Origin of the sequence: Isoptericola sp. NPDC056134 (assembly GCF_042264825.1) — a bacterium.
Classification (GTDB): Bacteria; Actinomycetota; Actinomycetes; order Actinomycetales; family Cellulomonadaceae; genus Isoptericola; species Isoptericola nanjingensis.
On sequence record NZ_JBHJVM010000010.1, the window covers coordinates 152,975 to 165,828 of the forward strand.

At 74.0% G+C, this 12,854-nt stretch carries 9 protein-coding genes; 5 read left to right on the forward strand and 4 right to left on the reverse strand.

The features are described from left to right. Window position 1 precedes the first annotated feature (1 nt). Window positions 2-1,138, forward strand: a complete 1,137-nt coding sequence (glf, locus tag ACFCZN_RS12095) for a UDP-galactopyranose mutase (RefSeq protein WP_430556949.1) — start codon at window positions 2-4, stop codon at window positions 1,136-1,138. A gap of 32 nt (window positions 1,139-1,170) precedes the next feature. Here glf and ACFCZN_RS12100 read toward each other — a convergent pair whose 3' ends face one another. Both ACFCZN_RS12100 and ACFCZN_RS12105 read right to left on the reverse strand, forming a co-directional pair. Further along, window positions 1,171-3,282: an acyltransferase family protein gene (locus ACFCZN_RS12100; RefSeq protein WP_430556950.1), complete on the reverse strand. Its 2,112-nt coding sequence runs from the start codon at window positions 3,280-3,282 to the stop codon at window positions 1,171-1,173. A gap of 131 nt (window positions 3,283-3,413) precedes the next feature. Then, the gene (locus tag ACFCZN_RS12105) at window positions 3,414-4,430 is read right to left on the reverse strand and encodes a hypothetical protein (RefSeq protein ID WP_430556951.1); all 1,017 of its coding nucleotides are present in this window, start codon (window positions 4,428-4,430) and stop codon (window positions 3,414-3,416) included. Between the two features lie 124 nt (window positions 4,431-4,554). On the opposite strand from ACFCZN_RS12105, the gene ACFCZN_RS12110 reads away from it, so the two are divergent. Beyond that, a complete protein-coding gene (locus ACFCZN_RS12110) occupies window positions 4,555-5,415 on the forward strand; it encodes a TylF/MycF/NovP-related O-methyltransferase (protein WP_430556952.1) in 861 nt (286 codons plus the stop codon). 1 nt (window position 5,416) lies between these two features. Here ACFCZN_RS12110 and ACFCZN_RS12115 read toward each other — a convergent pair whose 3' ends face one another. Beyond that, window positions 5,417-6,538, reverse strand: a complete 1,122-nt coding sequence (locus ACFCZN_RS12115; protein ID WP_430556953.1) for an acyltransferase family protein — start codon at window positions 6,536-6,538, stop codon at window positions 5,417-5,419. Between the two features lie 88 nt (window positions 6,539-6,626). Next, on the reverse strand, window positions 6,627-9,092 hold the full coding sequence (locus ACFCZN_RS12120; protein WP_430556954.1) for a glycosyltransferase: 2,466 nt from the start codon (window positions 9,090-9,092) through the stop codon (window positions 6,627-6,629). Window positions 9,093-9,252: 160 nt separating this feature from the next. On the opposite strand from ACFCZN_RS12120, the gene ACFCZN_RS12125 reads away from it, so the two are divergent. From ACFCZN_RS12125 to ACFCZN_RS12135, 3 genes are read left to right on the forward strand one after another with little or no spacing between them, the layout of a single operon-like run. Next, window positions 9,253-10,743 carry a glycosyltransferase gene (locus tag ACFCZN_RS12125; protein WP_430556955.1) on the forward strand — a complete coding sequence of 497 codons (1,491 nt, stop codon included), beginning with the start codon at window positions 9,253-9,255 and terminating at the stop codon, window positions 10,741-10,743. A gap of 47 nt (window positions 10,744-10,790) precedes the next feature. Further along, entirely contained in the window at window positions 10,791-12,089 is a 1,299-nt protein-coding gene (locus ACFCZN_RS12130; RefSeq protein WP_429764616.1) for a CDP-glycerol glycerophosphotransferase family protein, read from the forward strand. After that, window positions 12,086-12,781: an NTP transferase domain-containing protein gene (locus ACFCZN_RS12135; RefSeq protein ID WP_429764617.1), complete on the forward strand. Its 696-nt coding sequence runs from the start codon at window positions 12,086-12,088 to the stop codon at window positions 12,779-12,781. Before ACFCZN_RS12130 ends, ACFCZN_RS12135 begins: the two co-directional genes overlap by 4 nt. The last annotated feature ends 73 nt before the right edge of the window (window positions 12,782-12,854 follow it).

Sequence of the window (12,854 nt, forward strand, 5' to 3'; positions counted from 1 at the left end):
CATGACCGACCTCGTCGTCGTCGGTACCGGGCTGTTCGGCCTGACCGTCGCGGAGCGGATGGCCGAGCAGGGGCGCAAGGTGCTCATGATCGACCGTCGTGACCACCTCGGCGGCAACGCGTACAGCGAGACGGACCCGGACACGGGGATCGAGGTGCACCGGTACGGCGCGCACCTGTTCCACACGTCGAACGAGCGGGTGTGGGAGTACGTCAACCGGTTCACGGCGTTCACGGGCTACGTGCACCGGGTGTACACGACGCACCGGGGCGAGGTGTTCCCGATGCCGATCAACCTGGGCACGATCAACCAGTTCTTCCGGTCGGCGCACGGGCCGGACGCGGCGCGGGCGCTGGTGCGCGAGCAGGCGGCGGAGCTGGGGGACAAGCGGCCGGGGAACCTGGACGAGCAGGGCGTGTCGCTGATCGGGCGGCCGCTGTACGAGGCGTTCATCCAGGGGTACACGGCCAAGCAGTGGCAGACGGACCCGCGGGAGCTGCCGGCGTCGATCATCTCGCGGCTGCCGGTGCGGTACACGTACGACAACCGGTACTTCAACGACACGTACGAGGGTCTGCCCACGGGCGGGTACACGGCGTGGCTGGAGCGGATGGCGGACCACCCGAACATCGAGGTGCGGCTGTCGACCGACTTCTTCGACGCCTCGCAGCCGGTGAGCAAGGGCGCCGTCGTGGGGCAGGTGCCGGTCGTGTACACGGGCCCGGTGGACCGGTACTTCGACGACGCCGAGGGGTCGCTGTCGTGGCGCACCCTGGACTTCGAGCGCGAGGTGCTGCCCGTCGGGGACTTCCAGGGCACGCCGGTGATGAACTACGCCGACACCGAGGTGCCGTACACGCGCATCCTCGAGTTCCGGCACTTCCACCCCGAGCGCGAGTACACGAGCGACAGGACCGTCATCGTGCGCGAGTACTCGCGCTTCGCCGAGCGCGGCGACGAGCCGTACTACCCGGTGAACACGCCCGCGGACCGCGAGCGGCTCAAGCGCTACCGCGAGCTGATGGCCGACGAGCCGGAGGTGCACTTCGGCGGCCGGCTGGGCACGTACCAGTACCTCGACATGCACATGGCCATCGGCTCCGCCCTGTCCATGGTGGACAACAAGCTCACCCCCTGACGCCTGTTCGGCAGTGGGGCACGGCGGGTCGGTCAGACGCGGAGGCCGACGTCGCGCAGCTCGCGCTCGAGGTAGGGCGTCATGGTGCGCGTGTACGTGGCCGTGAGGTGGTGCGTGTCGCGGTACACGTTGACGCCGCCGATGACGGCGGGGCAGGTGTCGTCGCGGCAGTAGAGCGGAGTGAGGTCGACGTACGAGGCGCCGGGCACCTCCTCGGTGGCCTCCTCGAACACCTGCGGGTCGGGGAACGCCTGGTCCTCGGGCAGGTCGCAGCGGGTGGGGTCGGCGGCCAGGCCGCCGTCGAGGCACTGCGACGGCTCCTCGTCGTGCTGCGGGTTGTCCGAGAGGGCGACGACGGGGACACCCCGCTCGGCGACGGGACGCCACGCGGCGGCGAGGTCGGACGCCTGCCGGTCCGGCGTGCCCGAGAGGAACTTGAGGGACCCCGTGGTCACGACCGCGTCCGTCGACCCGGCGTGCCGCTCCAGCCACGTCTCGAGCTTGTCCCGCCACTCCTCGCAGGTGCGGACGCGCTCGCCGTCGGCGTCGACCGGTCCGGTCGTCCAGGCGCACGAGTTCTTCAGGTGAGCGGTGACGCTGACGCGCCCCTCGGCGGCGAGCTGACGGAACGCGGGCAGCAGCGCACGGGCGTGCGAGTCGCCGACCAGGACGACGTGCGGCACGTCGGGATCGTCGACGGGGCCGAACGTGCAGTCCGCCAGCGCGGTCCCGTCGACGTCGACGAAGCAGTCCCGGGGTCCGGCGACGTCGTCCGCGACGGCGACGGGCGCGGGGACGACGACGTCGTCGAGGGCGGGGTTGTCGCAGGGGTGCTCGGGGTCCATCTCCTCGGCGCCGAAGCACGACGGCGGGTCGGCGACGACCCGGGCGGCGATCGCCGCCTGCTCCTGCGCGCGGTGCTGCGCCACGGCGACGCCGCCCCCCGCGACGAGGGCGAGCGCGGCGGTCGCGGCCGCGGTGACGCCGAGGGCGCGGCGCGGGCGCTGCAGCCCCCAGCGCTCCGTGAAGCGCGCCGGGTCCTCCACCCAGCGCTTGGTCGCCGCGGCCAGCAGCACGACGCCGGCCAGCAGCGTCATCCGCTCGAGCAGGCCCGCCTCGCGCCCCAGCACGAACGGGGCGAGGACGATCGCGGGCCAGTGCCACAGGTACAGCGCGTAGGAGATCTCGCCGGTCTGCTGCACGGGACGCCAGGCGAACAGCGGCGTGGGGGAGAGGCGCCCCGCCGGCGCACCGGCGGCAATGACGGCGACCGTGCCGAGCACGGGCACGAGCGCCGCCGTGCCGGGGAAGGGCGTCGAGTCGGTGTACGCGAGGGCGCAGCCGGCGAGGACGGCCAGGCCGGCCCAGCTCAGCGCGGTGCGCACGCCGTCCGTCGTCGGCCGCAAGCCCGGGCGGGCGAGCCACAGCGCCAGCAGCGCGCCGGCGCCGAACTGCCAGGCGCGGGTCGTGGTGGCGAAGTAGGCGGGGGCGGGGTTCGCCGTCGTCAACCACAGCGAGTACGCGAACGAGGCGGCGGTGGCGGCGCCGAGGAGGAGCGTCGTCGTGCGGCGCAGGGTCCCGGCCTGCCGGGCGGCGACGGCGGTCCCGAGCAGGACGAGCAGCGGCCACACGAGGTAGAACTGCTCCTCGGTCGACAGCGACCAGTAGTGCTGGACCGGCGACGGGTCGCCGTCGGCAGCCAGGTAGTCGACCGCGTCGCCGGCCAGCACCCAGTTCTCGACGTAGAGCGTGGCGCCGAGCGTCTCGCGGAACCACTGCTGCCACAGGGACTGCGGCGCGAACAGCAGCGTCGCGACGACGGTCGCGGCGAGGACGACGTAGGCGGCTGGCAGCAGGCGGCGCGCCCGGCGCGCCCAGAACCGCGCCAGCCGGACCCGGCCCGTGGACTCCGCCTCCCGGAGCAGATGGCCCGTGATGAGGAAGCCGGAGATGACGAAGAAGACGTCGACGCCCACGTAGCCGCCCGGCAGCCGGCCCGGCCAGAAGTGGTAGAGCACGACCAGGGCCACGGCCAGCGCGCGCAGCGCCTGGATCTCCGGGCGGAAGGTCCGCGGCGGGCGGCGGGCGCCGCCGTCCGGGGCGGCGGGCGTGCCGGACGTGCGGTCGCGGACGAGCGTCGTCATGCGGAGGGATCACCGTGGAGATCGGGAGCGGAGGGCCGGTCAGGCTAACCATGAACCCGCTGCCCAGGGCAAACCGGCACTCGCACGTGACCGCCGGCTCACGGCCCGACGCGCCCGCCCGGTCCGGCGGGTCAGGAAGCGGAGGCCCGCACCTCGCGCAGGGACGGTCCTGCGACGGGGGAGGCCGCGGCGAGCGCCGCGAGCTCGTGCGCCGCACGGAGGCGATGACGCAGCTCCGGCGTCGCGCGGTCGGTCCACCAGGCGTCGGGCACCGCGTGCGGGACGACGGCCACGCCGCGCGGCACGAGCAGCCGCGAGAGCGTGAGGGCGGCGGCGGAGGGCAGCGTGACCACGCGCTGGCCGGGACGCAGGCCGCGCAGCCGGATCTCCACCGGCGCTCCGGGTGCATCCACCTCGATCCCCGGCGCCTGCTCGAGGAGTGCCGAGATCCGCGGGTCGTGGCGACGGTGCGGCACGTACCGGACGGGTCCGTCGGCGGCGACGCCGCGCACCCAGGCCACGTACCGGTCGGGGTGCAGCAACCCGTCCGCCGCCAGCGCCGACCCGAGCACCACCGTCGGCTCCGCCGGCGCGTCGGCCGCGGGCCGGCCCCGCAGCCACCCGAAGGCGTGCTCGAGCACGTCGATGCCCAGCAGGCGCAGCCAGGCGCGCAGGTCCGGGTCGAGGGGGAGGGCGGTGCACAGGCTCAGCCCGCCGTCCTCGGCCACGTGACGCATCCGGAGCGCCGCCAGCGCGCCGAGCCCGAAGCGCAGCGACCCGGGCGGGGCGCCGATCCGCACCAGCGAGCTGCCCGACGTCAGGCGGTGGGCGAGGTCGAGGATGCCGAGCCCGTCGTCCACGACGATGATCCGCTGCGGCGGCCGCAGCGCCCGGACGAGCGCGGACTGGAACGTGCCGGCGAACGGGTCCCCGACCACCACGACGTCGTGCGGCAGGCGCCGCGGCGCGGGTGCCAGGTCGACGTCCAGGCCGGGGGGCAGGCCGAGGGCGCGCACGGCGTCCACGTCGCCGGTGAGGGCGGGGACGTCGGCGCGCGCCAGCACCCGGGTACGTGCGCCTGCGTGCCCGGCGGCGTGGGCCTCGACGGCGGACAGCAGCTGGAGCGGGGACTCGACGAACGCGGTCACGTCTCCACTGTCACCGGGGCGGGCGACGTGCAGGGGACGTCGGCGTGGCCGGGGGATGAACGCTCGGTGGTCGTGCGGGGACCGCCCCGTGGCCGTCCGACGTTTCCTGAGGTTCGATGGACGCATGTCCGGACGGAGCGTGCGAGACCGGTTCGTGGCCGCGCTGCGCCGGGGCGGACGTTCGGGGACGGACCGAGCCGGGCACGACGAGGACACCGCCGCGCTGCGCGCGGAGCTGGACGCGCGCCGTGCCGAGGTGCGCCGGCTGCGCAGGCGGGTCCGCGAGCTGGAGGCGGGCCTGCTCGACGACCTGCCCGACCAGGTCGGTGCCGTCGCGCGCGCGGTGCGCGCCGAGCACCTGACCCTGCTCGGCGCCCGCCCGCTGCACGACCTCGCGCAGGCCGTGCTCGAGGCCGAGGCGCGGGACCTGCCCGGCGTGCTGCTGGAGTGCGGCACGGCCCGCGGGGGGTCGGCCATCGTGATGGCGGAGGCCAAGGCGCCGGGGCGCCGGCTCTTCGTCCACGACGTCTTCGGCCTCATCCCGCCGCCCACGCAGGAGGACGGCGAGGACGTCCACGCCCGGTACGCCACGATCGTCGAGGGCCGCGCGAAGGGTCGTGGCGGGGAGACCTACTACGGCTACCGCGACGACCTGTACAGCGAGGTGCGGGACTCGTTCGCCCGGCACGGCCTGCCCGTCGACAGCTCGGGCGTGACGCTGGTCCGGGGGCTGTTCGAGGACACCCTGACCGGCGACGAGCCGGTCGCCGTCGCGCACCTGGACGGCGACTGGTACGCGTCGACACGCACCTGCCTGGAGCGCGTGGTGCCCCGCCTCGTCCTCTCGGGCAGGCTCGTCGTCGACGACTACTTCGCCTGGTCGGGGTGCCGCAAGGCGGTCGACGAGTTCCTCGCCCGCGAGGGCACGAGGTACGGGCTGGTGCGCGAGATGCACGCGCGCCTCCACCTGGTGCGCACCGTGTGAGTCAGCGCCGTGCGGTGTCGAAGGTCTTCTCGAGGCCGGACCGGACGCCCTGGCGCAGGCGGTCGTGCACGCGGTTCTCCACGAGGTGGTGCAGCACCGCGGCGAGGGCCAGGGAGAGCGCGGTCGCGATCCCCAGCACCACCCAGCGGGACGCGTCGTCGTGGAGCACGTCGATCACGGCGAACCCGAACTGGCCGTGCACCAGGTACAGCGGGTAGGTGAGCGCGCCGAGCGTCGAGAGCACCCGCCAGTCGACGTGCCGCAGCGGCCCTGCGCTGAGCGCCCAGATGAGCCCCACCATCGCGATCACCGCGGCGGCGCAGACGACCGCCGAGACGGGCGCGCCCACCAGCTCGGAGGCCCGGCCGGCGTAGTGGTACGCCTGGCGCACGCACAGCACGCTCGTCAGGGCGATGGCGAGCCACACCGCGAGGTCGCCGCCGTCGCGGTAGACGAGGAAGAGCAGCATGCCCACGGCGAAGTAGGGCGCGTAGGAGGGGATCAGCACCGTGCTCAGCAGGTCGGCGTCGTTCGCCCTGGCGAGCTGCGCGACGAGCGGCCACAGGACCGCGAGGGCGATCACCCGGCGCCGGGTGATCCCCACGAGGATGAACGCCCCCACGATCAGGTAGAAGAGCATCTCGAACCAGAGGGTCCAGAACGGGCCCTGCACGTCGGTGGCGTCCCAGGCGTTCTGGATCATCGTGAGGTTGAGCAGCGAGTCCACCGCCGAGGCGTCCCGCCCGTCGTGCCACACGAGGTGCAGCATCACCGTCAGCACGACGGCGGCCCAGTAGGCGGGGAACAGGCGTGCGACGCGCGACGCGGCGAAGGTGGTGACCGGTCGGCCGTACGCCGTCATCAGGATGACGAACCCGCTGATCATGAAGAACAGCTGGACGCCGAGGAACCCGTACCGGGTGACCTGGTTGAGCCCGGGGAAGACGTCGGCCGGCGCGGCACCCCAGTGCGGCATGCCGATCCCCGTGTAGTGGTAGCCGAGCACGAGGAGCGCGGCCAGGAACCGCAGCCCGTCCAGCCCGCGGAGGCGTGGTCGGGGCCCCACCCGGGCGGGGGCGGAGCTCCCGACGGACGGCGCGGACGTGGTCGTCGGGGAGATCATGGGCGGCGACGATACCCGGTCGGGTGTCCGGGGCGATCATCGCGGACGGGCTCGGACGAGAGCCCGTCCGCGAGCCGGTGGCGCGCGGTTACCGAGCGGCAGGGGACGCGGGCCTGGCCGCGCGCTCGTGCCACAGGTCCTGGCGCGCGACGTAGGCCTCGTCCCACGGCTTGACGGGGTCGGCCCAGTGCACGAGCCGCGCCGGGGCGTCCGGCAGGTCGCGCGTCGGCACGTGGTCCCAGGCCGCGTCGAGCTCGGTGCGGTGCGGGCCGACGTACAGGTGCAGGGCCTCGCGTGCGTCGATCCGGAACTCCCGCATGGCGGCGAGCGACTCCGCCGCGTACCCGTCCGCCCGCAGGCGCGCCAGGTCGAGCACCATGACCCCCGTGTCGAACGCGTTGAAGTCGAACACGTGCCGGGCGTGGATGCGGCGGTAGAAGTCGTAGGCCGTCGCCGGTGCGTCGTCCAGGCGGCGGGCCGCCCGGTACAGCAGGCCGAAGCCGCTCGGGTCGGCGTGCGAGGTGTGCCTGGCCGCGACGGCCGTGGAGCCCAGGTCGGCGGCGGCGAGCTCCGCGACGTCGCCCAGCACGACGGCGTCGACGGGCAGCACCACGGCGCGGTCCACGCCGGGCAGCAGGTGCGGCAGCAGCACGTGGTGCGCCCGCTGCGACGTCGTCAGCCCGAGCGTCTCGAGGTCGAGGGTCGAGGTCGGTACCCGGTGCACGGAGGTGCGCGCGGAGAGCTCGGGCAGGCTGAGCCGGCCGACGCCCGGTCCCACGAGCCAGACGCGCAGCGGCACGGACGCCGACGCGTCGAGCGCTCGCACGGCCTCGCCCACGTGGGGGAGCTGGCTGTGCCGGGGCAGGAGGACCACGTCGACGGCGCCGTCCACGGCAGGGGCCGTGACCGCGGTGGGGGCGGCCACCTCCGCCGGACCGACGGGGAGCGCCGGCAGCGGCGTCGTCGCGACGTGCCGTGCGCGGGCGGCCTCCACCTCGGGGGCGACGGTCTCGCGCCACAGCGCGTACACGGCCTCGGGGTCGCGGCCCTCGAAGACGGCCGTGAGGACCGGTTCGAGCCGCGCGATCATGCCGGTGCGGATGGCCTCGAAGCCGTCGTGGTCGAGCGGGTGCAGCCCGCTGAAGCGCACGTCGGCGAAGTTCGCGGGCTGGAAGTCGACGTCCAGCCCCAGCGACGTCGTGGGCAGGTAGCAGTGCAGCCGCTTCGTCACGACGTGGGTGAACGACGTGCGGTACCACTCGAGCAGCCGCACCGCCTCGCGCATGTTCTCCACGAAGGTGCGGTCCTTCACCTCGCGGTAGCTCTGCTTGACGTTGTCCTGCCCGTCCGGCACGGGCTCGCGCACGGCGTCCACGTAGACGGTGGCGGGCGCGGGACGCTGCTCGAGCTCGGGGAAGACCGTGCTGACGGTGGTCGTGAGGCAGCCGGAGAAGAACGCGGGGACGTCGAGCGACAGCAGCAGGTCGACCGTGGTCCAGTCGCGGCAGCCCACCGGGCCGTGGGCGCGCAGGTAGTCGAGCACCTCCGGGGTCAGCAGACCGCGCTTGTTGCAGTGGAACGAGACGAAGAGCGGCCGGAGGTTCTCGTGCATCGGGAAGTCCCAGACGCCGGTGCCCGCCAGGTCGTGGGAGTGCCAGCCGAACTCGAGCAGCCAGGTGCCCTCCGGGAACGACTGGAACGACGACCCGTCGCGGTCCACGCGGTAGAGCTCGACGTCGGTGGCCTCGCCGTCGAGGCGCAGCCCGGGTCGCACCCGCTCCTGCATCTCCTGGGCGAAGCCGACCAGGTCGGCGTCGCCGTGGAAGCGCAGGTTCTGCCGGCGCACGACGTGCCCGAGGGACGACAGCGTCTGCACGTGGTCGCCGATGTTCTGCGACGACTTCCCCTTGCCCGGCTGCACGTAGTCCATGACCGCGAAGGGCACGCGGGCGCCGGGCGCCGGGGCGGTGGTGTGGCGCTCTGCCCCGCGCCAGCGCTCGAGCCACTCGACCTCGGCGGCGCCCCCGGGCCACTGCTTCTCGTTCCCGCGGTACGCCGCGACGAACCGGTCGTGCACGGCGTGCCGCAGGGTGTCGTCGCCGTGCGCGAAGACGTAGCGCAGCGCGGTGTGCCAGGTCCGGGCGGCGGGTGCCGGCGACGCGCCGTCGAGCCAGGACCGCACGAGCGCGAGGCCGCGCTGCGGGTCCACGCGGAAGAGCGACTCGACGTAGGGCACGGGCGCGACAGCCAGGGCGTCGTCGCCCGCGCGGTCGAAGAGGTCCAGCGCTCGCTCGTGCAGGTGGCGGCGGTGCGCCACGAGGCCGCCCGCGACGAGCGCGTCGGCGCCGGGAGCCGGCGTGGCCAGGGCCTCGTCGACACGCGACTGCGCGCCCTTCTGGTCCTTGGCGTGCAGGAGGCCGCGGACCTCGTGCACCACGGGGTGCGTCCGGGCGAGGACCTCCGGACCGGAGGGTTCCGGACGTCCGAGCGCGGCGCGCAGCGCGCGGCGGGCGCCGCGCAGCAGGGTGGCAGGGTGCAGCGGGCGAGAGGGCATCAGAGCTTCCGGTTCGGTGTCGACGGGGCCGGCCGATATTACATCGGACGACTCGGAATTGCGGGGGCCTCGGCTCGCCCGTCCATTCCTCGGGCGACCCCCGTGTCCGGGAGGGTGCCGCGTGCGGGACCGGGCGAACCTCAGACCCTACGATGGGCCGGTGCCCCACAGCCACGGACCGACGACGACCCGCCTGCCCGACGGGGCGTACGCCGCCGCGACCTGGTCGATCCCCGCCGACTTCGGCGGGATGACGTCGGCCCTGCTCCGGCGCTCCCGGGCGTTCGTGGACCAGGGCGGGGTGCCGGTGCGGGTGCTCACCTTCGACCCGGCCCTCGACGTCGACAAGGCCCGTGCCGCCCTCGAGGAGCGTGGCCAGCTCGTGCCGGGAGTCACGCTGCACAACCTGTGGGCCGACGTCCGCGCGATGCCGGACGAGAAGGTCGGGGCGCGCGCCGGCGCCGCTCCGCGGGACCTCCCGCGCGGGGCTCCGGGGGAGCGGGTGCGCCTGGAGAAGGACGGGGAGTCCACGCGGCACCTGCACTTCCGGCCGGACGGTTCCCTCGCCGCCGCGGACGAGAGCACCCCGGCCGGTCGCGAGGTGCGGTTCTACACCAGCGACGGGCGCCCGGGACGCCGGTGGTCCACCGTGTGGGCCCTGTACCGGCACTGGGTCGGCACCGTGCTGTCCGAGCGCCCGACCTACCTCGTGGTCGACTCGAAGGCGCTGACCAAGTTCTTCGCCAACCTGCAGATCAAGGGGATCTACACGCTGCACCTGGTGCACGGGGCGCACCTGGCCGCCGCGGCCGAGGACGCGCACGGGCCGCTCGCGGGGACGCGCGCCCCGATGATCGAGCACGTGGGCGACTACGACGCCGTGGTGCTCCTCACGGAGGGCCAGCGGCGCGACGTCCACGACCGGGTCGGCGTGCGGGACAACACGTACGTGGTGCCGAACAGCACCGACCTGCCCGACGGCGCGATGCCCGCGCACGCCGACCGCTACCGCGGGGTGATGCTCGCCAGCCTCAGCCGCCGGAAGCGGGTCGGCCACGCGATCGCCGGGCTGCGCCGGGCGAAGGTCCGCAGCGGCCTGCCGCTCACCCTCGACGTCTACGGCGACGGGCCGGAGCGGGCTCGCCTCGAGCCCCGTGCGGCAAAGGTCCCTGGCGTGACGCTGCACGGGTACGTCCCGGGCGCGGCGGACCGGCTGGCCGACGCCTCGTTCCTGCTGCTGACCAGCAGGGCGGAAGGGCTGCCGCTGGTGTTCGCGGAGGCGATGGCGCGCGGGTGCGTGCCGATCGCGTTCGACGTCCGCTACGGCCCCGCCGACATCATCACCGACGGCGTCGACGGCTTCCTCGTGCCGGACGGCGACGTCGACGCGCTCGCGGCGGCGATCGTGCGCTTCGTGTCGCTCGACGACGACGCCGTGCGCCGCATGCGCGAGGCCGCGGTCGCGACCGCCCAGCGGTACTCCGACGGGGCGGTCGTCGGACGGTGGGCGGAGGTCTTCGCGGACGTCGCCCGTCGTCGACCGGTGTCTCCGCGGGCCGCCGCCCGGCCGGCCGGCGCGGAGCCCTGGCGATCCTCGCTGTCCCGGGCCGCGCGGAGGGTGGCCGGTATGCTGCGACGCGCCGGTCGCTGACCGGACCAGACCGTCATCCACCCTGAGATCCACCCTGAGGAGGGGCCTTGACCGCCACACCCCGCGGCGCCACGTGGCGCCGCCGGATCCGGTCCCTGGGGGGCAAGGCGATCCGTCGGCTGGGGCTGCTGCCCGGCGGCATGCCGGACGGGCTGGGCGAGGACCAGGAGCTCCTCGGCACCTCGTGGCCGTACGAGGTGCTCGTGTACTTCGCCGACACCCCCGACGCGCTCTACCAGATCGAGCAGTGGTACGACACGTTCCGCGCGCTGCACGCCGAGCACCCCGTGGTCGTCGTGACCCAGGACTCCCGCACCGCGCGGGCGATCCGCCGCGACAGCGGGCTGGACGTGCGCACCGTGGCGCACTACACGACCCTCGACGACGTCCTCGGCCGGTCGCCGACGAAGCTCGCCCTGTACGTCAACCACAACCCGCAGAACTTCACCTGCCTGCGCTTCGGGCAGCTCGTGCACGCGTCGCTGATGCACGGCGACAGCGACAAGCTCGTCACGGTGTCGAACCAGACCAAGGCGTACGACTTCTCCTTCGTCGCCGGGCAGGCCGCCGTCGAGCGCATGGCGCGGTTCAGCACCCTGTACGACGCGCACGCGCGGTGCGTGCCGGTGGGCCGCCCGCAGCTCGACGACCAGCTGCGCCTGCGCGCGCGGACACCCCGCGGGCCCCTGCCCACCGTCCTGTACGCCCCCACGTGGGAGGGGGGCCAGCCGTCCGCGGAGTACGGCACGGTGGCCACGCACGGGCTCACGATCGTGCGCGCCCTCGTGGATTCGGGCCGCTACCGCGTGCTCTACCGCCCGCACCCGCTCACCGGCGTCCGCGTCGCGGCGTACGGCGAGGCCGACAAGGCGATCCGGGAGTACCTCGCGGCGGCGCCCGCGCCCGCCGAGGGCCCCGCCCACGGCACCGACACCCACGGCGACGTCGCCCCGGCGTTCGCGGCGGCCGACCTCCTGGTCTGCGACGTCTCCGGCGTGGCGATGGACTGGCTCGCCACCGGCGAGCCGATCGTCGTGACCCGGCCGGTCGGTGACGTGATCATCGCGGCGAGCCCGCTGCTGGAGCTCGCGCCGTCGCTGCCCGTCGCCGCCCTCGGCGACGTGCTGGCCACGGTGGACCGCGAGCTCACCGAGGACCCGACGCGCGACCGGCGCCACGCGCTGCGCGAGCACTACCTCGGTGACACCGCCCCCGGCGCGTCCACGCAGCGGTTCGTCGCCGCGTGCGAGCGCCTCATGGAGATCCGCGACCGCGAGGTCGCCCGGGTCGACGCCCACGGCGCGCCGAGCGCCGCACCGACAGGTAACGAGAGAGGAACGCGATGAGTATCCAGACAGTGATCCTGGCGGCGGGCATGGGGACCCGCCTCGGCCGGCCGCACCCCAAGCCGCTGACGGAGCTGCGCGACGGTCGTACGATCCTCGCCCAGCAGCTCGGCAACCTCCGCTCCGTCTACGGCCGTGAGGCCGAGGTGCTGATCGTCGTCGGCTTCAAGCTCGAGATGATCCTCGAGGCCGCGCCGAACGTCGCGTTCACCTACAACGAGGTCTACGACCAGACGAACACGTCCAAGAGCCTCCTCCGCGCGCTCCGGGTCACCGGGGACCGCGGCGTGCTCTGGCTGAACGGCGACGTCGTCTTCCACCCGGACGTGCTGCGCCGCGTGCAGCCCCTCATCGACGAGGGCCGGTCGTTCGTGTGCGTCAACACGTCCTCCGTCGGTGACGAGGAGGTCAAGTACACCGTCGACGACGACGGCTACATCAACGAGCTGTCGAAGAAGGTCGGCGCCGGGGCGCTCGGCGAGGCCGTGGGGATCAACTACGTCGCGGCCCAGGACAAGGCGAAGCTGCTGCAGCGTCTCGACGAGGTCGACGACCAGGAGTACTTCGAGGGCGGCCTCGAGCTCGCCATCGCGCACGACGGCGTGAAGGTGCTGCCGGTGGACATCTCCGACCTGTACGCGGTCGAGGTGGACTTCGCCGAGGACCTGGAGCGGGCGAACCAGGAGCTCTGAGCACCTGCCGAGATAGAGAGGCTCCTCGCCCGAGATAGAGAGGGGACGGACCGATCATGGATCGGTCCGTCCC